Annotated in this window: 14 protein-coding genes; 8 read left to right on the forward strand and 6 right to left on the reverse strand. The window is 47.6% G+C overall.

Annotation, left to right across the window (positions count from 1 at the left end; translation table 11 throughout):
- Positions 1-3: 3 nt before the first annotated feature.
- Positions 4-3,240 carry a SusC/RagA family TonB-linked outer membrane protein gene (locus KUA49_RS00925; protein ID WP_203051429.1) on the reverse strand — a complete coding sequence of 1,079 codons (3,237 nt, stop codon included), beginning with the start codon at positions 3,238-3,240 and terminating at the stop codon, positions 4-6.
- 336 nt (positions 3,241-3,576) lie between these two features.
- Entirely contained in the window at positions 3,577-6,822 is a 3,246-nt protein-coding gene (locus KUA49_RS00930) for a pectinesterase family protein (protein ID WP_218412091.1), read from the reverse strand.
- A 348-nt stretch (positions 6,823-7,170) separates the two neighbouring features.
- Here KUA49_RS00930 and KUA49_RS00935 point away from each other — a divergent pair, with 348 nt between their 5' ends.
- Entirely contained in the window at positions 7,171-7,833 is a 663-nt protein-coding gene (locus KUA49_RS00935) for a hypothetical protein (RefSeq protein WP_218412092.1), read from the forward strand.
- Between the two features lie 168 nt (positions 7,834-8,001).
- Here KUA49_RS00935 and KUA49_RS00940 read toward each other — a convergent pair whose 3' ends face one another.
- Entirely contained in the window at positions 8,002-9,825 is a 1,824-nt protein-coding gene (locus tag KUA49_RS00940; RefSeq protein ID WP_218412093.1) for a pectate lyase, read from the reverse strand.
- A 56-nt stretch (positions 9,826-9,881) separates the two neighbouring features.
- Positions 9,882-12,518, reverse strand: coding sequence for a glycoside hydrolase family 88 protein (locus KUA49_RS00945; protein WP_218412094.1), 2,637 nt, complete (start codon positions 12,516-12,518; stop codon positions 9,882-9,884).
- A gap of 272 nt (positions 12,519-12,790) precedes the next feature.
- On the opposite strand from KUA49_RS00945, the gene KUA49_RS00950 reads away from it, so the two are divergent.
- Positions 12,791-13,387 (forward strand): sigma-70 family RNA polymerase sigma factor, encoded by a 597-nt coding sequence (locus KUA49_RS00950; protein ID WP_218412095.1) that lies wholly within the window; start codon positions 12,791-12,793, stop codon positions 13,385-13,387.
- 134 nt (positions 13,388-13,521) lie between these two features.
- Here KUA49_RS00950 and rpe read toward each other — a convergent pair whose 3' ends face one another.
- Together rpe and KUA49_RS00960 are read right to left on the reverse strand one after the other, a co-directional pair.
- The gene (rpe, locus tag KUA49_RS00955) at positions 13,522-14,187 is read right to left on the reverse strand and encodes a ribulose-phosphate 3-epimerase (protein WP_217763783.1); all 666 of its coding nucleotides are present in this window, start codon (positions 14,185-14,187) and stop codon (positions 13,522-13,524) included.
- A gap of 42 nt (positions 14,188-14,229) precedes the next feature.
- Complete coding sequence (locus tag KUA49_RS00960; protein ID WP_256624782.1) at positions 14,230-14,358, reverse strand: hypothetical protein; 129 nt, start codon at positions 14,356-14,358, stop codon at positions 14,230-14,232.
- 481 nt (positions 14,359-14,839) lie between these two features.
- On the opposite strand from KUA49_RS00960, the gene trpD reads away from it, so the two are divergent.
- The 6 genes from trpD to KUA49_RS00990 all read left to right on the forward strand — a co-directional run bounded on the left by trpD (position 14,840) and on the right by KUA49_RS00990 (position 21,946).
- On the forward strand, positions 14,840-15,841 hold the full coding sequence (gene trpD / locus KUA49_RS00965) for an anthranilate phosphoribosyltransferase (RefSeq protein WP_412178591.1): 1,002 nt from the start codon (positions 14,840-14,842) through the stop codon (positions 15,839-15,841).
- 44 nt (positions 15,842-15,885) lie between these two features.
- On the forward strand, positions 15,886-16,695 hold the full coding sequence (gene trpC / locus KUA49_RS00970; RefSeq protein WP_218412097.1) for an indole-3-glycerol phosphate synthase TrpC: 810 nt from the start codon (positions 15,886-15,888) through the stop codon (positions 16,693-16,695).
- Between the two features lie 342 nt (positions 16,696-17,037).
- Entirely contained in the window at positions 17,038-17,757 is a 720-nt protein-coding gene (locus KUA49_RS00975; RefSeq protein WP_218412098.1) for a phosphoribosylanthranilate isomerase, read from the forward strand.
- A gap of 133 nt (positions 17,758-17,890) precedes the next feature.
- Entirely contained in the window at positions 17,891-18,667 is a 777-nt protein-coding gene (gene trpA / locus KUA49_RS00980; RefSeq protein WP_218412099.1) for a tryptophan synthase subunit alpha, read from the forward strand.
- Between the two features lie 518 nt (positions 18,668-19,185).
- Complete coding sequence (trpB, locus tag KUA49_RS00985; RefSeq protein WP_218412100.1) at positions 19,186-20,385, forward strand: tryptophan synthase subunit beta; 1,200 nt, start codon at positions 19,186-19,188, stop codon at positions 20,383-20,385.
- Between the two features lie 103 nt (positions 20,386-20,488).
- Positions 20,489-21,946 carry an anthranilate synthase component I family protein gene (locus KUA49_RS00990; RefSeq protein WP_218412101.1) on the forward strand — a complete coding sequence of 486 codons (1,458 nt, stop codon included), beginning with the start codon at positions 20,489-20,491 and terminating at the stop codon, positions 21,944-21,946.
- Positions 21,947-22,027 lie beyond the last annotated feature (81 nt).

The raw sequence follows: 22,027 nt of genomic DNA on the forward strand, positions 1-22,027 counted from the left end.
GAATTAGAATGAAACGTTCATACCAAATACGAATGAGCGGCTCTTTGGATAAGCTGCATAGTCGATACCTGGGCACATTGGATTCTTCTTTGAACTTGTATCTGTCTCTGGATCTGAACCTGAGTAGCCTGTAATGGTTAACAGGTTATAGGCTGTTGCGTAGAAACGTACGTTGCTCAAGTTTACCTTCTTGATAAGGTACTTTGGCAAGGTATAACCCAATGTCAATGTCTGCAAACGGAGGAATGAACCATCCTCTACAGCATAGTCTGTGATTGACATGGTACCTGTTACACAAGGGTTGAATACGCTTGCGTTGGCATTGATGGCATTCAGGGTGTTGTAGATATTCTCGATACCGCCATATTGAGCAATGACAGTTGAAGAAGGCTTTGTCAGGTTGACACCTGTGGCTGGATCAACGCATGTATAGCGGTTGATGAAGTCGTTGTTCAGGTTGTAGCCCTTGCGAGAACCCTGATAGAAGCTAGAAGCCAACTTGGTACCATTCACAATCTTGTTGCCGAATGAGTAGTTGCAGAATACAGATGCATCGAAGCCATGGAAGGTTGCGTTGAAACCGAAACCACCTGTCCAAGGTGCGATGGTGTTACCCAAGCGCTGCTTGATAGCCTTGCCGTTCTCGTCTGCCTCCAACTTGATGGCACCTGGAGCCAATGTTCCACCGATAGTACCTACGGTATTTGCGATGCTGGCATCTGCCAACTCCCATGCAGTACCGTTCCACTTCAGGTCGCCTGTGCCGGTCTCAGGGTTATAAACAGTATAGAAACCGTTCATCTTGTAACCCCAAACCTCACCGAGTCGGCCACCTTCTACGAGGCGGAAGTTCTGGTTGTCATTGCAGAGAGAACCTGCCCACTTATACTCCTGGAACTCAGCCTGGCTGTTCAGCTTGTCAATCTTGTTGCGGTTGTAAGAGATGTTGCCAGTGAAACCGAGTGTGAAGTCCTTCTTGTTGATGATATCAGCATTGATGGTGAACTCGAAACCCTTGTTGGATGTCTGACCGAAGTTCTGATACTGGTAAGCATATCCCGAAATAGATGGGATGTTGGTCTGCATCAGCAAGTCCTTGGTTGTATTCCAATAGAAGTCGATGGTACCATTGATTCGGCTGTTGAAGAAGCCGAAATCGAGACCGAGGTCACGGGTGATGGTTGTCTCCCACTTCAGGTTTGGATTAGACAAAGTCTTGTGCTCCAGCATGGTAGTGAATTTACCATCGAAGAATGGCACCTTTGCTGTAGCATCAGACAATGAGTAAGTTGCATCAATCAAACCGCTCTTGATACGGTTGTTGCCAGCAGTACCATAAGAGAGACGGAACTTCAAGTTTGACAACCAGCTGGCTGTACTCTTCATGAACTCCTCCTCGCTTACACGCCATGCGAAGGCTGCTGATGGGAAGTAACCCCAACGGTTGCCTGCAGCAAACTTAGAAGATGCATCGGCACGGAGTGTAGCAGTGAAGAGATACTTCTCTGCGTAAGAGTAGTTGATACGGCCGAAGTAAGACAAGAGGTTGTCCTTACGGCTGATGGTATTATCGTTAGGGAGAGCTGTACCAGCAGCCTGGTTAGCCAAAGCTTCCTTGATACCGAATGTAGTAGGGAAGGCTACGGTTGTTGATGTGTAGCTCTCATCCTGAGATGACGACCACTCCTGACCTACGAGTACATTGAGCTTGTCACCCTTCAGCAGGGCGTTCTTTGTATCGTATGTCAAGGTATTGGCATTACGCCAGTTCTTGTTGTCCTTGCGGATAATCTGAGTCTGTGGCTGACCAGAGTAACCGAACTTAGAGTTGCGTGATGCGTATGTACCCCAAGCCTGGTCTGTCTTCTCATAGCTCCAGGAGTAACCGAATTCAGAACGGAAGGTGATGCCCTTGAATGGCTTCCAGTTCAAGCCGGCATTGTAGTTCTGACGGAAACGGCGCTGCTGCTTGTAGGTGTCATCCATACGCTGTGTAGGACTAGCTTCTGTGCTGTTTGAGCTTTCATCATCGTCATCGCCGCTGATGAACAGAGGATCTACTGGGCGGAATGTAACAGTCTTGGCTACAATAGAGTTAGAGGCATTGCTCTCGTTGGTGTCAGCACCAGAACCCAAACCGTTAATCTTGGTATAAGCCAATCGGGCATTGAAGTCCAATGTCAACCACTTGTTCAACTTGCTGTTGAGCTTAGCGTTGATATTGTCCTTGGTATAGTCAGATGACTTCATGATGCTCTTGTCATCAGTACGGGCATAGCTGATGTTGTACTTAGTCTCCTTGGTACCACCATTTACAGCTACGTTGTAAATCTGCTGCAAGCCTGTGCGACCGAAGAGGTCGTCCTGCCAGTTGTTACCCTTTACAGACTTCCAGATTTCCATATCATCGTAGTCACCATACTCAGTGTTACCTACTTCATACTGATAGAGAGCGTAGTTGTAAGGATCCATGACCTTGGTCTCCTTAGCTATCTTCTTGAAACCTAAAGATGCACCAAAGCTTACCTGAGTCTTACCCTCCTTACCACTCTTAGTAGTAACGATGATAACACCATTGGCACCACGTGCACCATAGATAGCTGTTGAAGAAGCATCCTTCAATACGTCGATAGTCTCGATTTCGCTTGGAGCGATATCGCTAATAGAACTTACAGGGAATCCGTCAACGATGTAGAGGGGAGAGTTATCCTGTGAAAGAGAACCACCACCGCGCACGCGGATCTTGATGTCTGCATCAGGCGAACCTTCTGTAGTTGTGATGTTTACACCGGCAAGCTTACCTGTCATGGCTTCGCCTACACTTGAGACAGGGATGTCTGCAAGCTCCTTGGAACCGATGGAAGCCACAGAACCAGTAAGGTCCTTCTTCTTCATCGTACCATAACCGATTACAACCACATCATTGAGGGTGGTATTGTCATCCTCGAGCTTGATGTCAATCGTTTCTTTACCAGCAACGCTTACTTCCTTCGCTTTCATACCGATGTATGAAATCTTCAGTTTCTTGCTTTTGCCTTTTAAGTTTACTGTGAAGTTACCGTCAATGTCGGTCACGCCACCATTGCCAGCTACACCTACCTCCATGACAGATGCGCCGATGATTGGCTCGCCCGTATTGTCAGTAACAACTCCCTTTACCGTTTGCGCTGAGACGCTTGTTACCATGAACATGAGCGCACCTGCAAGCGCAATCTTTTTTCTGTTATAATTACCAGACATACACTTATAAGGTTAGATTATACTTATTAAAAATTTGTTTCTTAATCTCGATTTATACATTTAAGTAGATTAAAACTACTATGCAAAAAATGTCTGCCTTTGTGGCATCGATTCATGCACGGGTTATTATTTACGTGTGCAAATTTAGATAAAAAAAATGAATTACGTTGTATAAATCGGCGAAAAGATTACGTAAACGTTTGCTAAAATGTGTATTTTAACATAAAATCCCCTAAAGAATGCCTTTTCGGGGCTATTCTTTAGGGGATGAAGGTTTCAGGATCTTACCTGAGATTTCTACATGTTTTCTTTCAGCTTTCCAGCTCTATGATGCGATTATTTCACTACCATTTTGGTTGTCTCCTTGCTGCCGTCAGCCAGGGTCTTTACCACGATGTTGATGCCTTTCTGAAGACGGCTCTGCTGTGTGCCGCTTACAGAGAAGATGGCAGTCTTTACGGCTGCACCGTTTTCTGTGGCAGCATGGATGTCTTTGATGCCTGTAGCTACAGATGTTACCTCGCCGAAGCCACCCATCTGGTTTGCAGCACGAACTGTGAATTTGCCAGTAGCACCTTCCAGGTCGAGGCTCTTTTCGCTGGTCAGAGCGAAGAACTCGCCATCCTTCAATACGATGTACATCTGTGCATCACCAGTCCATGAAAGTTTGCCGTCAACTTCTGTTGCTGCACCTGCGGTCTGCTGGGCAGCCAACTTAGCAGGTTCCCACTCGCCGAATACATTCTCCAGAGTGTAAGCTGCAGCTTCATCGGCAGTGAGGATGATGTTCTCCTCGTCCTTCAAAACCTTGCCGTCTGATGCCTTGAACACTACCTTCTTCTCTGCAGGAGAGAATACGTTGCCTTCTGCATCCTTCAATACGTCGAGGCGGAACTTGTCTGCCATCGCATCGCCCATGGCGTTGATGGTGAAGTAAGCATACTTCTTGTCGTCGTTCAGAATTTCATCCTTCTGGTTCACGGTTGTGTTGAGCCAGGTAAGGCGGGTGATGTTGTTCCATGAGCGTCCAAGGCTGAATGCCTTTGCCTTGTTCTCGATGGTGCAATCCTTGAAGATGTAGCCCCATTCGCTCTTGCTGTTAGGAGCTGCAATCACATCCTCACCGTTCTTTTCGCCTTCCTTGCGACTCTCGTTTACGAAGAGTACACGGTTGAAGTATACGTCGCCGCCACCACAAACATAGTCCACGGTGCCGTGAATCTCTGAATCCTCAAAGTAGAACTGGCCCTTGCCGTTTGGCTCATTACTATAATAGGTGTCCTGGTAAGAGAGCATCTTCACGTTCTTGCAGATGGTCTGGGTACCCTTATCCTGGAGGCAGACTGCACGACCGGCTGAACCGCTCTTGTAATATTCCAGTGCATTCTGCAGGGTGATGTCCTGCATATAGAGGTTGTTACCTGTGTTGAGAAGAGTAGCGGTGGTACCGATTCCCTCGTTCTCTACGGCAGGCTTGTTTACGATGATGGTCTTGTCCATGCTCTCACCGATGATGGAAATGTTGTTTCCGCTGATGTTGGTGAGACACTGGTCGCCCAGATTGTATGTGCCGTTAGGCAGGAAGATGAACGAGCGGGCTGCATCGGCAGCAGCGTTGGCGCCGTTTACTACCTCCAGTGTGGTGATGAAGCTCTGTGCGTCACCAGCCTTCACGCTGTACCAGTTGCCGTTCTGTGCGAAGGCAGGCTCAGTCATGTTCACGATGCTGAGGTTGTGCAGATAAGCTGTGCCTTCGAATGAGAGGGTGTAGATGCCGCTCTCTGTTGATGGGTTCTGGAGAATGCCAGAGTTGCCGTCCTTGCTAGCCTTGGCGTCGATGCTTGCTACCTCATTGCCCTGAGGGTCTGAGAGGATGATCTTGCCTGAGCCTGAATACTGGCAGAGGGCCATCTTGATGTAACCCTTGCCGCCCATCAATACCTTCACCTTGCTGTCGGCATTGAAGGTCCAGCCGTGAGTAGCGTCGTGCCACTTGCCGCCTTCTACCTCGATAGCCTCGTGGTCGTTGATGTCGAAACCTTCCTTCTGCAGGTCGTAGTCATAGCGGGCTGTGCCGCTGGCTGTCTCGATATCTGTTACCAGAGCGTAGAGGGCTGCGTTCTCTGTGATGACAGAAGATGTTGTAAACTTCTGGCTGTCCTTCTTCTGGTCGCTAGCCCAGCCACGGAACTTCTTACCGTCGGCTACGGTTACCTTCTCGGTTGTACCATCCAGGAACTTCTCTATTTCTGCATCCTGCTCCACAGCCTGTGTGCCGAGAACAGTCTTGCCATCTACATCATAATAGGTAAGGGTGAAGTCTGGCTTGAAACCTACGGTGAGTTCGTAGGTAGCCTCGTCGCCGTTTGCCTCTACCACGATGGTAGCCACGGTCTTCTGCTCAGCGCCTTCGCCAGTAGTAGCATAAGTAATGCTCTTGATGTTGCCGTTGTCTGCGGTGATTTCTGTCAGCGGGTTGGTCTCTGAAATGAGATTCGCCTTCTTTGAGATGAGCACGGTAGCCATCTGCTTGCCATCTGCACCCTCTGCAAAGAGGTCGGCTGCATGATACTTCTCACCGTTCAGGAGGAAGCTGCCGAGCATAGGCGATTTGCTCATATCTACGTTGCCATAGATAGCGAGGTCGGTAACGTAAGCGTTTTGACCGAGAGCAAAGTTCTCGAACTTAATCTGACAGTTGGTGCGGTTTACCTCGAGTGTCAGGTCCTCGCCCTTCGCATTTGCGATAGCTACATTGTGGATTGCTACCCAGTCTGCATCGCCGTCGCCCTTTACTGATACCTTGATACCACGCTTGCCACCTGTAGCAGCCTGGTGCAGGGTAATCTTAGTGATGCTAGCCAATGGAGATGTTACTACGCTAGGTTCTGCAGCCTTGTATTCGCCAGTGTATTTGGCAGTCTGCATGAAACCGGTAATCTCTGGGAACTTAGCATTGGTACCTGCAGGATAAACACCCACACCATTGAATGTAAAGCTGAGTTCCTCCTTACTGTAGAGGGTCTTCACCTTTACCACCTCGTCGGTAGCCTTGGCACGATCGATGGCCTCCCAGTTGGTGAAATCTGTAGAGTAGAGTGTCTTCTCCTGCAAGGCACTTGCCTGAACGAGCTTGATGCCGTAGAAGTAACCGTTCTCTGCTACTTCAATCTGTACATAGCCCTGAGTAGCTTCATCTACAGTAGCGTTGTGCTCAATGATTTCATCAGCCGAAGTAGTTTCTCCGATGGTGAAGGTAGCACGATACTTCTCGTTGCCATAGTTCATGATGCTAACGATGTCTCTGGATGATTTCACTGGAACCTTCAGGATGGTGCCCTTGTTAATCTGGGCATCTGCAGAGCGGCCCTTCAGCTTGCCGTTGGTTGCATCCACGGTCATTTCGATACCTTCCACGGTAGAGGCGATAGCGCTGACGCTCTTTTCCACCTGGATACTTTGGATACCTTTCGGCAAATTGGCTTTGAAATTCCATTCTGCCGTAACGTCTTGTGCTTTAGCTATGAAAGCAAAGACCATCATCAGGCATAGCAGCCCGAATCTTAGTAGATTTCTTTTCATCTGTTATATTCTTTTAGGTCTATTAAAAAATCTTGTTTATAAGTTGTGAACTTGTTTGTTAAGTTGTGAACTTGTTTATTCGGTGGCAAAAGTACGCATATTATTTGGGATAGACAAGAGTTGGGGGGTGATACTTTCACGTAAACGTTTTCGCAAAATCTCGGAGATTTTCAGTTCATTTTCTTGGTTAATGGCGAATAATTGATTACTTTTGCTGCCGTAAACAATTACAAATTAATACTTAAACGTACATACCTATTTTTAATTTAGATATTCATACCTATTTTATATATAGATATTACAAATTAAACAATAAAAACAATATAAACGACTTAAACTTTAAAAATTATGAAGAAATTTTTTACTCTTATTGCAGCTGTCGCTATGGCAGCAAGTATGAACGCTCAGTCTGAGTGGAACTTTAGCAACTGGGATGCTAAAACATATTCAGAGACTTTTACCAAAGATGGATTGACTTTGAATATTAATAAGAATAGCAAGGGAGAGGATGCTCCTATGACTATTGATGGTAGTAAGAAGACTGTTGACGATGTTAAGTATACTCAGCGTCTTAAGTTGTCTGGTTCAGGTTCTGTTTCTGATTTAGAAAACTTGGTTCGAGTAGTATCGTTTGATGTAGAGGGACCTGGTGATATTTATGTTGTTGCTGCTCATGCAAGTAGCAGTGGTGATCCTAGAGTATTAAAGGTTGCTGCTGTTGTAGATAATGATATAACTCCTTTGGAAGATGTTTCCTTTGATGCAAGTGAAATCAAATCTTTCACAGCGAACTATAATCAGAATAAAGCTGCAAAGATTTTGATTTATTCTGGAAAGAGCGGTATGAATATCTATGATATTAAGTTCACTCCTGCTAAGGTTTCTAACGGCATTTCTAACATAAACGTTGATTCTGCAAAGGCAGGCAAGACATACAACATGGCTGGTCAGCAGGTTTCTGGCTCTTTCAAGGGCTTGGTAATCAAGAACGGCAAGAAGTTCGTGAAGTAATCTGATTATACCAGAATTAATCAATAGTTAGACTTCATACCAAAATTAATCAATAGTTAGACTTTTCAGGTTTAATCATATTGCAATAAAAAAGAGGACGCTCCATCATTCCGATGGTTGCGTCCTCTTTCTCTTTTATTCCTTTAATCTTTAATTCCTCTTTCTCTTTTATTTCTTTATAACCTTATCCACTATGGTCTTTCCGTTCTGAAACAACATCTTGCGGATGTTGATTCCTTTTTGAGGAGCAGAAAGAAGGGGGCCGTTGAGGCTGTAATACGTTACTTTCGCTATTTCGCCTGGGTTGGTGGTGATTACTTGCGAGATACCAGTGGGATTCTTGCATTCTGGATAGTATTCATCTACCTTGTTCTCTGCATTAGCATTACCTTGCTTCATGATGTCCTCTACCAGCGAATTGGCATATACTTCCACGTTGGTGTAGTAACCCTTGCCGTCGAGCGAGTAGGTGAGGGCATCGCTGCCATCGTTTGGATTCAAACCGTTGGCAAGCTCCCATGCATCCGGAATTCCGTCTTTATCCGTATCGAAGTCGGTAGGACGGTAAGCGGTGCCGAAAGTAGACTCGGTGTAGCCGTTTACGTCTGATACCTTATCAATGATACCTGGCGACAGAGTGATGCTTCCCTTATACTGTGCCGTTCCCGTCTTAGCCTCTTCCATGTAGCGTGCATCAATCTCATCGCGGTAGAGCGAGGCTCCGCCGTATGCCAGTACCTTGTTGAATGCTTCGGCTGCAGAGTGGGTGGTAACCTCTCCCGTAGGAGCAGGATTATCCATCTTGATCTTCACGCACGAAACACCGTCAATGGTTTGGTGGGCTACAGCATCTCCGTAGAAATTCTTTTTGTCAGCAGAATAGTTCTCGCCATTATAAGTATAAGTACCTTTGTCGTATACCACGCCCTTCCAGTCCTGGTTCTTGGTAACTGTTCCCTTGGTGGTTTCGGTGGTGTTGCCGCTGATGAAATAACGGCTGGTCATCTCGTAGAACTCAGGATGCTTCTTGTCGGAATTTCTGCTGCTGGATACGGTAACTTGCGTGATTCGGTTCTGACTGCCACGTTCCTTTCCGGTGCTTACGCTTACCTTGATGCCATTCAGGGTTTTGCTCGTCAGACTCTGGCTAGGTCCTGCCTTGTAGTAGTTGTTCACGATGTTGATCTGTCCGCCGCCAGGACCACCGTAGCAGGTTCCTTGCGCATTATACATCACGCAGTTTCGGAAGTCAACGTTTTCTGCCTGTACGGGGTTCTCCCACTTATAGGTATCGTATTCCTTGTTGCTGGTGTATCCTGTCCATCCGTATCTGGCACCATTGAAGCGTGGACCTCGGTTCATGAGATGTCCTACGAAGTTGTGGTGGAAGCTGGCGAGCTTGCCACCCCAGATGCCTCCGTAGCCATGTGCTCCCTTGGAGTGCCCCGGATTGGTGAGACTCTCGGCAACGGTACACCACTGCATGGTGAAATTGTTGTTGTCGTAGAAAGATGCCACCTCGTCGATACTCCAGCTGAAGGAACAGTGGTCGAAGATGATGCCCGTCTTGTTGCGCTGCCAGATAGCATCAGCACCATCATTGATGTCCTTTTCCTGTCCGCGGCGCAGACGGATGAAGCGGATGATGCAGTTGTCTTCCGGACGAACCGTGTAATATCTCAGAGTGATGCCCGGAGAAGGAGCAGTCTGACCTAAGATAGTGGTGTTGGCTCCGATGGTGAGGTCGGAAGCCAGCGGAATGACGCCAGCCACATCAAAGACGATGATCTTCTTGCTGTTGCCTGTTACTGCGGAACGGAACGATCCGGTACCCTTGTCGTTGAGATTAGTTACGTGGATTACTTTTCCACCTCTTCCGCCCGTTACATATCTTCCGTGACCTTCTGCGCCCGGAAAGGCAGGGGCTTGTGCCAAAGCAGCAGCACTCATCAGTGCTGCTGCCATGCTTGTTAATATCTTCTTGTTATTCATTTGATATGGATGTATTCAAAATTCAGCCATTATTTGATGTATTCAAATCTTTGCAATTACTTGTTCAATCCCTGCATTTCCATCTCCAGGCTAGCCCAGAGGAATGGACCAACGCCCTTGGCGTCGTTGTCACGGATTGGCTCGCTCATGTAATACTCAAAGCTGCCGTCACGCTTGAAGTTTGGCTTCTTGACGTATGGACCAGGGCCAGGGCCCAAGCCGCTTACAGAACAGCACTTGGTAAGACTGATGGTCTTATCTGCATTTACCTGGATAAACTGGTCGATGATGCCCTTGTAAGCCTTTACGCCGGCGTCGCGGAACTTCTCGCTGAGATAACCCTTGCGGTAACCCTTCAGCAATACGTAGGCAAACATGCTTGATGCTGTGCTCTCCAGATAGTTGCGTGGATCCTTCACATCCATCACGTCATACCATACGCCCGTCTTCTTATCCTGATATTTCACTACGCTCTCCATCGCCTTGTTCAGTAGGGTGATTACCTCGCCACGGCGGGCATAGTCTTCAGGCATCGCCTCCAGGCACTCGGTCATCGCCATCACATACCATCCCAAGGCTCTTGCCCAGGTATGCTGGCTCTTACCGTTCTCCTTGTCAGCCCAGAACTGCTCGTGAGTCTCGTCCCAGGCATGCTTCCACAGCTGGGTCTTTTCGTCGTATGTGCGGTAATCAGTCTTGATCATCTGGTCTACGGCATCGTCCAGAATCTTCTTCGCCTTCTTAGGCTTCAGGTTCTGCACGGCATAGTTGCAGTAGAAAGGCAGGCCCATGAAGATACCGTCCAGCCAAACCTGGTTGGCATAGATAGCCTTGTGCCAGTAAACGCCTTCCTTGGTGCGAGGCTGGTTCTGAAGCTGCTTGAACAGGGTCTTCAGCGCCAGTTCGTTTCCCTTGCTAGGGAAGAGGTTCTGCATGCGGAGGATAAACTTCGCCGTGCGCACGTTGTCGAGGTTGAAATCTTCGTATTTATAGCCGGTGATGTTTCCCTTCTCGTCAATCATCTTTGCTGGATATTCCTTCAGATATTCGATGATGCTCTCGTGGTCGGCAGTGCTCTCTGTTCCCTTGAAGGCATTCTTGGCGTTGAAGGTGCTCTTGTCCTTATAATATAAATAGGTGTCGAGCATGCCTTCCATCTCGATGCCCATCACGTAGCTCCAGCGAGGTTTCTTCGGACTGAAGTCGAGGTTGTATGGGTGTGGGGTGCGATGCATCTCGCTGTGGGTGAGCCACTCTGAATAGTTCTGGTAAGGCTGTTCTGCCTTGCTGAGAATCAGCGAACCGTTGATCATCAGGTTTTCAAACTTCACGTTGCGGGTCTTTCCGGTCATCTGCACAGGCTTCTTCACCACGCCGTTGAAGGTGCAGTTCTTCACGTTGATGTCGTAAACGTTCTCCACCTCGTTTCTGCCGATGATGAGCACACCATAGTTGCTCTTCTGGCAGGTTACGTCTTCCATGCTCACGTTTCTCACGGTAGGCTCGAAACCGCGGTAGCAGATTTCCTTGCGCTCGTAGTCGAGGTTGATTTTCAGCACGGCTTCCTTACACTGACCCACGGTCACCTTGCGCATGTTGATGTTCTGAATCAATCCGCCACGGCAGTTGTTGGTCTTGATGCGGAGGATGCGCTCCAGGTTAGGCGAGTCCATGCGGCAGTTTTCTGCATACACGTTCTCGCAACCGCCCGAGATTTCCGAACCGATTACCACGCCTCCGTGTCCATCCTGCATCTCGCAGTTGCGGATGATGATGTTGCGTGATGGCTGGTTCCAGAGTCTGCCGTCGTTGTTTCTTCCGCTCTTGATGGCAATGCAGTCGTCACCGGTGTGGAAGATACAGTCCTCGATGAGCACGTTCTCGCAAGCCTCAGGGTCGCAGCCGTCGCCGTTAGGACCTTCGTTCCAGATGGTCACGCCCTTCACTGTGATGTTCTTGCAGAGCAGTGGATGGATTACCCAGAAAGGCGAGTTGAGCAGTTTGACACCTTGGATCAGGATGCGCTCGCTGCGTACGAAGTTGATGAGCTGAGGGCGCAATCCCTGTCCCAGTCCAAACTTGCGCTGGTCGAAATCCACGCCGTCTTCAGCCTGCTTCAGCAGTTTGGCACGCGAACCCAGGCACTGTGCTTCCTTGGTGATTCCCTCCTTGTAGTTGAATCTCTTGTGTCCGCACATCGGCCACCATGTCTCCATGTTTCCGCCTCCGTCGATGGTACCTTCGCCGGTGATGGCGATGTCGGTAGCCTTGTAGGCATAGATGCAAGGCGAGTAGTTCCAGCAGGCAAGACCTTCCCATGAGGTGCGTACCAGCGGATAGAGCTTGGTGTCGAAAACAAACTGCAGGATAGCATCCTTCTGCACCTCCAGTTTCACGCGGCTCTTCATCTCTATGGCACCCGTCTTCCAGGTACCCTTAGGAATCACCACGCATCCGCCTCCCTTTTTCGAAACCAGGGCGATGAGCTTGTTGATGGCTTTCTGGTTCTGTGCTGCCGGATTCGACAGTTTGGCACCATACTTGGAGATGTCATACACTTTTGCCGACTGCGGCAAATCAGGCAGTTGAATGCTCTGTTCAATCCGCTTGTACTCCGCCTCGTCCCATCCTGCGGCGTTCATCCAGGCAGGAATCAGCAGGGCGATGAGCAACAATTTAAAGATTTTTTTCATTGTTCTGTTTATCTAAATATGTTTTTAAATAGGTTGGTTCTATATCCTTATCTGATAAGAAGATACACCGATGCAAAGATAATGAAATTATTTAGAATAAGGGGGCTTTGAAATGTTAAAAATGCAAGATGCCGCTTTTTTATCCGTAAAAATTTGGTGGTTTTAATAAAAAAGTGTACCTTTGTAGCGAAATTTAACATCAATCATACAAAAATTAAACTGTTCGCCTATCGATTAGACATTTACTTAATATACTAATAAATATTTAAGAAATGAGAAATCTGAATGAAATGACAGATGAGGAATTGGCCTTGGCTTACGTCGAGGGCAACAATAAGGCTTTTGACCTTTTGTTGGCTCACAACGAAGTGAAGCTCTTTTCCTATATCATGTTTGTAGTACACGATGAGGAAGTGGCGAATGATATCTTTCAGGAGACTTTCGTCAAAGCCATCGTCAAGCTCCAGAATGGTGCCTACTCACCTAATGGTAAGTTTGGTGCATGGCTCATGCGCATTGCGCATAACGTCATCATTGATGGATACCGTGACCAGAAGCATCAGCGCATCGTTGACCAGAAGAACAACAACGACCTGTCGGGTCTGAAGGGAGACGGTGTGATAGATAGCTACGTGGAGCGCGAGCTGGTGCGTGAGCAGATTATGGGCGACGTGAAGAAGCTCATGATGTTCTTGCCTGCCAACCAGCGTGAAGTGGTTTACATGCGATATTACCAGGATATGTCGTTCAGGGAAATCGCCGAGACCACCAATGTAAGCATCAATACCAGTCTGGGCCGTATGCGCTATGCAATCCTCAACCTTCGCAGAATGGCTAAGGAGCACCATATCAGTTTGCAGCTGGACTAAATGTTTCCAGCTGCAAGCTGCCTGTTGCTTTTTCTGAGAACAGAAGATTCTTTTTCTGAGAACAGAAGATTCTTTTTCTAAGAACAGAAGATGATTCTAGGAACTTGAAAATCCTATGGAAAGATTCTGAAGTGTTAATCCTCAATCTGCTCCAGTTCCTTCAGTGAATGGATGGTAGCCAGAGGGTCTTTGCTCTTGAATACATAGCTTCCGCTCACCAATACGTTTACCCCGGCCTTCACCAGTCGTGGGGCGGTCTCTCCCTGCACGCCGCCATCCACCTCTATGAGTGCCTGGCTGCCGCTCTCTTTGATGAGTTTGCGCAGTCGTGCCGTCTTCTGGATGGTGTTTTCGATGAACTTCTGTCCGCCGAATCCAGGGTTTACGCTCATCAGCAGCACCATGTCTACATCGCAGATGATGTCTTCCAGAACGCTCACTGGGGTAGAAGGGTTCAGGGTAACGCCTGCCTTCATGCCGGCAGCATGTATCTGCTGTATGGTGCGGTGCAGGTGGGTGCATGCTTCGTAGTGAACGTTCATCATCATGGCACCCGTCTTGGCTGTCTGCTCAATATACTGTTCCGGGTGCAGAATCATGAAGTGCACGTCCAGCGGTTTGGTGCATGCTTTCGCTACGGCTTCTAACACTGGGAAGCCGAAGGAGATATTAGGTACGAACACGCCGTCCATAATATCCATGTGGAGCCAGTCGGCTTCACTCTTGTTAATCATTTCTACATCGCTCTTCAGGTCAATGAAATTGGCTGAGAGGAGTGAAGGTGAAACTATCGTCTTCATCTTTATCGTTTTTCTGTTTTTTGTTTGTCAGGGTCCTAGACCCTAGTTGACCCAATACGCCTTGCAAGATTCATTCTTCTTGAAGGCACGGTAGGTGTATGCCAACTGCTTAATGAAAAAGATGGTCTTTGCCGACGGTCTCATTTCTTCTGAAGTAAACAAATGCTTCATAGGCGTATATCTTTTAAATTGTTAATATTGAAATCCTTTCTCTATTATCATAACGTCGGGAAGTTTCCTTTATTACATTTTACCCTAATTTTCTTCATTTCTTTTTTGTTTTTCCCAAATATCTTCTATATATAATAAGGTGTAGACTTAATCTTTGTCTACAATATGGGGCAAAAAATAACTTTTTTCTGTTGAAATGATAAATTTCTCATAAAAAAAGTTTGTAGTTTAAAAGAAAAAGTGTACTTTTGCAACTGAATAAATTCAATAACAAGATTAATAACAAATAAAGTTAATTCAATATGATGACAATATTCGTATCTACAGCATGGTGGTGGCGTAACTCAAGATTCAAAAAGTCGTGAGTCGAGAAGCCGTGTATAGATATGAAACTGATATACTAAGGGCCTGCCGTAACTTACGACAGGCCCTTTTTACATTTAATAAAAGATATAAAAGATAGGAGATTAAGATTATGGAAATGAAGGACATCTTAAACAGAATGTTGAACCACGAGGAACTTTCTCGCGAGGAAACCAAGGAGATTATCATCGGCATCACCCAGAGTGAGTTCCCTGAGGAGCAGATCACGGCCCTGCTCACCGGTTTGCAGATGAGAGGCGTCACCGTAGATGAGCTGTTGGGCTTCCGTGATGGCATCCTTGCCACTGGCGTTCCTGCCATCCTCGATTGCGACCGCTACATCGATGTAGTGGGTACGGGCGGCGACCGCAAGAACACCTTCAATATTTCTACCACATCCTGCTTCGTCATTGCCGGTGCCGGCTATAAGGTGGCTAAGCATGGCAACTACGCAGCCACATCGGTGAGCGGTGCATCTAATGTCATCAAGAACCACGGTGTGGGGTTCACGGATGATATTGACCGCCTGAACCGCAGCATCAACGAGGCGGGCATCGTTTATCTCCATGCCCAGTTGTTTGCCAAGGCAATGAAGTTTGTGGGTCCTATCCGCAAGGCACTCCAGTTCCCTACGGTGTTTAATCTCCTGGGACCTCTGGTGAATCCGAGTCAGCCAACGTGCCAGTTGCTGGGTGTAGCCAATCTCGACCAGATGCGCCTTTATAATCAAGTATATCAGAAGTTGGGCATCGACTATGGCATCGTGAACAGCATCGATGGTTATGATGAGATTTCGCTTACCGGCGATTTCAAGGTAACCACCAATAATTACGAGCGCATCTTCAAGCCTCAGGATCTGGGCTTCGAGATTGCCAAGCCAGAAGAGATTAAGGGTGGTGCCACCGAGGAAGAGGCGAAGGAAATCTTCGATGCCGTGCTTGAAAACCGCGCCCTCCCAGCCCAGAAGAACATCGTTCTCGCCAATGCTGCCTTCGGAATCCAGGTGATGGAGAAGGGAAAGAAGAGCATCGAAGAATGCGTGGAGATAGCAAGAGAGAGCATCGATTCTGGCAAGGCGCTGGCCACATTCAAGAAATTCGTAGAGCTGAATAAAGGGTAAAAGGGCTTTTAAAGTTAAACAGGTAAAGAAGTAAAAAGTAAAAAATGGCTGATATTTTAGAGGAAATTGTGGCTCATAAGAAGATGGAGATAGAGCAGCGAAAGCGCTTTATCCAGCCACGACAGATGATAACCCTCACCGAGCAGAAGATGCAGGAGGATGGGGGAAAGGTGATGGGAGGAAGCATGAAGCAGGCACTGATGGGCTCTGATACGGGTATCATCGCCGAGTTCAAGCGAAAGTCGCCGAGCAAGGGCTGGATCAAGGAGGCGGGCAAGGCGAGTGTCATCCCGCTGAGCTACCAGCAGAACGGGGCTTCGGCTCTGAGCATCCTTACGGATATAGATTACTTCGGCGGATACGATGAGTATATCCAGGAAGCAAGACATGTGGGGGTTTCTATACCTATATTATATAAGAACTTCGTGATAGAGGAGTATCAGCTGTTGCAGGCGAGATATTGCGGTGCCTCTGCCGTGCTGCTCATTGCAGCCTGCCTGAGTAAGGAGGAGTGTAAGGGGCTGATGAATATGGCTCACCAGTTGGGCATGGAGGTATTGTTGGAGATGCATAACGAAAGAGATTTCGAGTATGCGGAACTGGAACCGGATATGTATGGCATCAACAATCGCAATCTGGGTACTTTCGTTACGGATGTAGAGAATAGCTTCCGCTTGGCAGAGAAACTTCCGAAGGATGTATGCCGTGTGAGCGAGAGTGGCATTTCTGATCCCATGATAGTAAAAAGGCTCCGTGATGAGGCAGCCTTCCGTGGCTTCCTGATGGGAGAGCAGTTTATGAAGCAGGAGAATCCTGGTCAGGCACTATCGGAATTCATCGCTCAATTAAGCTAGTTGCATTCATCGTTTAATGATAGAATAATAGAATAACTGAAGTTTCGCAAGTAGCATTCTACCGTCCCCGAAGGGGGCGAATGTGAATAACCGCAGGTGGAATGCCCGAAGGGAATGGAACCTGCGGATAGTTACAGATACTCTCTTATCGTCCCCGAAGGGGGCGAACAGGAGCAAGGCTGGATGTGGTTCGCCCCCTTTGGGGACGCTTTCTCCCTACTATTGGTTGTCCGCAGGTTCCATGACCTTTGGTCATTCCACCAGCGGTTATTGAAAGTTGGCCCCCTTCGGGGACCGGAGGTTACTTGCGAAACTTGAATAGAATAATAGATAACAATAATAATGGTAATAAAGGTTTGTGGCATGCGCGATGCCCAGAATATTCGCGAAGTGAGCCAGTTGGGCGTTGATATGATAGGAATGATCTTCTATCCAAAATCGCCTCGCTACGTGGAGATGCAGAGCAGTCACGCTGGCATCATTCCTGATTATGCAAAAGAGGATATTGGAGCTTCTGATTCTTCAAAAGATTCTTCTTCAAATTCTTCAGAATCTGTCTCTACATCTTCAAAATCTCCAGCCCGAGTAGGCGTATTTGTAGATGATATGGTTCAGAACATCGTGACACGAGTGGTGAATTATCATTTGGATTACGTCCAACTGCATGGCAATGAACCACGGGAGATGTGCGAGAATTTGAGATTAACTCTCGATCCCGATATCCGACCAGGCATCAAGATCATCAAGGCAATCAGTGTATCTGATGCCTCAGACATTCAAAAATATAAGGAGTATGTAGGCGCTGTTGACCTCTTCCTTTTCGACACCAAATGCAAGACGGTGGGTGGAAGTGGCCAGCAGTTTGATTGGCAGGTTCTGGAGCAATACGATGGCGAAATCCCATTCCTCTTGAGTGGCGGCATCGGACCGGAAGATGCATCCCGCCTCCATGCCTTCCATCATCCCAAATACATCGGCATCGACCTCAACTCCCGTTTCGAGATAGAGCCGGGAGTGAAGGATGTAGAGAAGCTCAAGGGGTTCTTGAATGCGATGCAATAAAGAGAGATACAATAAAGAGAAATACAATAAAGAGAAATACAATAAAGAGAGATACAATAAAGAGAGATTTCAATAAAGATTTTGGGTTAAGCCCCATTTCTAAACACAAAACGATTTTAAAATACAACACAGGATGAACAAGATAAATGCATTATTTGCAAACAACAAAGACCGCAAGCTTTTGAGCTTGTATTTCTGCGCCGGATGCCCAACCTTAGAAGGCACCGGCGATGTAATCAAGGCGATGGAACGCAAGGGCATCGATATGATAGAAGTAGGTATCCCCTTCAGCGACCCTTTGGCAGATGGACCCGTTATCCAGAGTGCAGGTACCAAGGCTCTGAAAAACGGCATGACCGTCAAAACCCTCTTTGGTCAGCTCAAGGCCATCAAAGATGAAGTCAATATCCCTCTCGTTCTCATGGGCTATCTCAACCCCATCATGCACTATGGCATCGAGGAGTTCTTCAAGAGCTGTGTAGAGAGCGGAGTGAGCGGAACCATCATTCCCGACCTTCCTTTCGATGATTATCTCAAGGTAGTTAAGCCTATCGCCGATAAGTACGATATCCGCGTCATCATGATGATTACTCCTGAAACCAGCGAGGAGCGCATCCGCTTCATCGATGAGCATACCGATGGCTTCATCTATATGGTCAGCTCCGCCAGCATCACGGGTGCTCAGAGCAGTTTCGGCGATGCCAAGCTCGCTTACTTCAACCATATCAACAGCATGAACCTCCGCAACCCACGCATGATTGGCTTCGGCATCAGCAACAAGCAGACCCTTACCAGTGCACAGGATAACGCCGCCGGTGCCATCATCGGCAGTAAGTTTGTGACATTGCTCAATGAAACCATGAATCCAGACAAGGCTTTGGATAGGCTTTTTGAGTGCCTCAAAAAGTAGTTAATAGTTAATAATAGTTAATAGCTAATAGTTGACAGTTGATAGTTAATAGTTGATTGTTAATAGTTGATAGTTAATAGCGGCTTCGGCGTATAGCAGGCTTGCCCTATAAACTGTAAACTGTAAACTGTAAACTATAAATTATAAACTGTAAACTATAAATTACTGAAGTTTCGCAAGTAGCATTCTACCGTCCCCGAAGGGGGCGAATGTGAATAACCGCGGGTGGAATGCCCGAAGGGAATGGAACCTGCGGATAGTCACAGATACTCTCTTATCGTCCCCGAAGGGGGCGAACAGGAGCAAGATTGGATGTGGTTCGCCCCCTTTGGGGACGCTTTCTCCCTACTATTAGTTTGTCCGCAGGTTCCATGACCTTCGGTCATTCCACCAGCGGTTATTGAAAGTTGGCCCCCTTCGGGGACCGGAGGTTACTTGCGAAACTTGAATAAATTATAAACTGTAAACTGCAAACTATAAATCATAAACTATAAACTGTAAATTATAAACTAAGTATTATGTATCAAGTTGACGATAAAGGATTTTTTGGAAAATTCGGAGGAGCTTACGTTCCTGAAATATTATATAAGTGTGTAACAGAACTCCAGCAGGCTTACAAGCCTATCATTGAGAGCGAGGAGTTCAAAAATGAGTACTATGCCCTTTTGAAAGATTACGTGGGCCGTCCTTCACCTCTCTATTATGCCAAGCGCATGAGCGAGAAGTATGGCTGCCAGCTCTATCTGAAGCGTGAGGACCTGAACCATACCGGTGCACACAAAATCAATAACACCATCGGACAGATTCTGATGGCGAAGAAGATGGGAAAGACCCGTATCATCGCCGAAACGGGTGCCGGACAGCATGGCGTTGCCACTGCCACCGTCTGTGCCCTGATGGATATGAAGTGCGAAATCTTCATGGGTGCCACCGATGTGGAGCGCCAGCATACCAACGTAGAACGTATGAAGATGTTGGGCGCCAAGGTGAACCCGGTTCGCACAGGCAATATGACTCTGAGCGATGCCTGCTCTGAGGCCATCCGCGACTGGTGCTGTCACCCACAGGATACCTTCTATATCGTAGGTTCCACCATGGGTCCGCATCCTTACCCTGATATCGTGGCAAAGATGCAGAGCGTCATCAGCGAGGAACTGAAATGGCAGTTGGAGGAGAAAATCGGTCGCGATTATCCTGATTATCTCATCGCCTGCGTGGGTGGCGGAAGCAATGCCGCAGGTACCATCTATCATTACATCGACGACGACCGTGTTCAGATTTATCTCGCTGAGGCTGCCGGTCATGGCATAGACACCAACTATACCGCTGCCACCATGCATTGCGGAACAGAGGGAATCATCCACGGCGCCCGCACCCTGGTGATGCAGACTGAAGATGGTCAGATAGAAGAAGCCTTCACCATCAGTGCCGGTTTGGATTACCCGGGCATTGGACCAATGCACGCCGATTTGGCAACAAGAGGCAGAAGTCATGTGCTTGCCATCAAGGACGATGAGGCCATCTATGCCGGTTATGAGTTGACCCGCATGGAAGGCATCATCCCAGCCATCGAGAGTGCCCATGCCGTAGCCGCCTTGAAGAAGATGAAGTTCAAGAAGGATGATGTGGTTGTCCTTACTGTTTCAGGCCGTGGCGACAAGGATGTGGAGACGTATTTGAGCCATAAGGAAATGGCAGGAGAATACGGCAACTTTTAAATAGTTAATAGTTAAAAGTTAATAGTTAATAGAGGCTGCGCCGTTGAGCAAGATTGTCAAAGCGGTTCATGCTATAAACTATAAATTATCAATTATAAACTAAATGAAATATAGTTATCATACAGTAACCCGCAAGATTCTTGCCGACCTTTATACGCCGGTGGGAGTCTATATGCGATTGAGAGATATTTATCCCCAGTCGGCTCTGATGGAGAGTTCCGACTATCATGGTTCCGAGAACTCCCGGTCCTTCATCGGCGTTCATCCGCTGGCAAGCATCGCCGTGAGCCATGGCGAGGTCATCAAGACCTATCCTGATGGCAGCGTGGAGAAGGAAACGCTGCCTACTTTCGGCGAGGGCAAGGGCGAACAGTGCAAGCTCGCCATCTCCAAGGCCATCAACGATTTCATCCAGAGCTTCCACGTAGAAGGAGAGGGCAAGGATTTCTGCGGACTCTATGGCTTCACCACCTTCAACGCCGTGAGATATTTCGAGAATATCCCCGTAAAGGATACCACCATGGCGAAGAATGATGCACCGGATATCTATTATATTATGTATAAGGACATCATCGTGTTCGATCACTTCAATAATACAATGGAGCTGATTGCGCTTCAAGAGAGTGAAGAACGAAGAGTGAAGAGTGAAGAATCTCACTCTTCACTTCCTGAGCTCGATGCCCTGCTCAAGGCCGTGAACAAGGCGAATGTGAAGCCTTATGATTTCCATCCGGTGGGCGATACCTTTTCTACCCTTACCGACGAGGAGCACAAGGCAAACATCCGCAAGTGCATCCAGCACTGTCTGCGGGGCGATGTCTTCCAGATTGTTGTCAGCCGCCGCTTCATCCAGAAATACGAGGGCGATGACTTCAAGCTCTATCGTGCCCTGCGCAGCATCAACCCATCGCCATATCTCTTCTATTTCGATTTCGGCGGATTCCGCATCTTCGGCTCTTCTCCTGAAACCCACAACCGCATCGTGGGCGACAAGGCATTTATTGACCCGATAGCAGGAACCACCCGTCGCACAGGCGATATGGAGCAGGATAGAAAGGCTGCCGAGTTCCTCCGCAACGACCCGAAGGAGAATGCCGAGCACGTGATGCTGGTAGATTTGGCGCGCAACGACTTGAGCCGCAACTGCCATGGTGTGAAGGTAGATTTCTATAAGGATATGCAGTTTTATAGCCACGTCATCCACTTGGTGAGCCGTGTGAGCGGAACCCTCGATAAGGATGCCGACCACATCAAGGAGTTCATTGATACCTTCCCAGCCGGTACCCTGAGCGGTGCGCCCAAGGTGAGGGCGATGCAGATTATCTCCGAACTGGAACCTCATAATCGTGGAGCCTACGGCGGTTGCATCGGATTTATCGGCTTGAATGGCGATTTGAACCAGGCGATTGTAATCCGAACCTTCATCAGCCGCAATGGCGAACTCTGGTTCCAGGCAGGAAGTGGAGTCGTGGCGAAGAGCAACGACCAGTATGAGTTGGAAGAGTGCAATAACAAGTTGGGCGCCCTCACCAAGGCGATTCATATTGCAGAAGAACTTTAAGAAAGTGAAGAGTGAAGAACGAAGAGTGAAGAATTCATGTGCTTCAAGTAATCATTAAGTACGAAACATTAAATATTAAAC

It is taken from the genome of Segatella copri, from assembly GCF_019249655.2.
Classification (GTDB): Bacteria; Bacteroidota; Bacteroidia; order Bacteroidales; family Bacteroidaceae; genus Prevotella.

Bases quoted from the DNA above. Each gene is read 5' to 3' on its own strand.
- KUA49_RS00925 (WP_203051429.1), bottom strand. From the start codon at position 3,240: ATGTCTGGTAATTATAACAGAAAAAAGATTGCGCTTGCAGGTGCGCTC.
- KUA49_RS00930 (WP_218412091.1), bottom strand. From the start codon at position 6,822: ATGAAAAGAAATCTACTAAGATTCGGGCTGCTATGCCTGATGATGGTC.
- KUA49_RS00935 (WP_218412092.1), top strand. From the start codon at position 7,171: ATGAAGAAATTTTTTACTCTTATTGCAGCTGTCGCTATGGCAGCAAGT.
- KUA49_RS00940 (WP_218412093.1), bottom strand. From the start codon at position 9,825: ATGAATAACAAGAAGATATTAACAAGCATGGCAGCAGCACTGATGAGT.
- KUA49_RS00945 (WP_218412094.1), bottom strand. From the start codon at position 12,518: ATGAAAAAAATCTTTAAATTGTTGCTCATCGCCCTGCTGATTCCTGCC.
- KUA49_RS00950 (WP_218412095.1), top strand. From the start codon at position 12,791: ATGAGAAATCTGAATGAAATGACAGATGAGGAATTGGCCTTGGCTTAC.
- rpe (WP_217763783.1), bottom strand. From the start codon at position 14,187: ATGAAGACGATAGTTTCACCTTCACTCCTCTCAGCCAATTTCATTGAC.
- KUA49_RS00960 (WP_256624782.1), bottom strand. From the start codon at position 14,358: ATGAAGCATTTGTTTACTTCAGAAGAAATGAGACCGTCGGCAAAGACC.
- trpD (WP_412178591.1), top strand. From the start codon at position 14,840: ATGAAGGACATCTTAAACAGAATGTTGAACCACGAGGAACTTTCTCGC.
- trpC (WP_218412097.1), top strand. From the start codon at position 15,886: ATGGCTGATATTTTAGAGGAAATTGTGGCTCATAAGAAGATGGAGATA.
- KUA49_RS00975 (WP_218412098.1), top strand. From the start codon at position 17,038: ATGGTAATAAAGGTTTGTGGCATGCGCGATGCCCAGAATATTCGCGAA.
- trpA (WP_218412099.1), top strand. From the start codon at position 17,891: ATGAACAAGATAAATGCATTATTTGCAAACAACAAAGACCGCAAGCTT.
- trpB (WP_218412100.1), top strand. From the start codon at position 19,186: ATGTATCAAGTTGACGATAAAGGATTTTTTGGAAAATTCGGAGGAGCT.
- KUA49_RS00990 (WP_218412101.1), top strand. From the start codon at position 20,489: ATGAAATATAGTTATCATACAGTAACCCGCAAGATTCTTGCCGACCTT.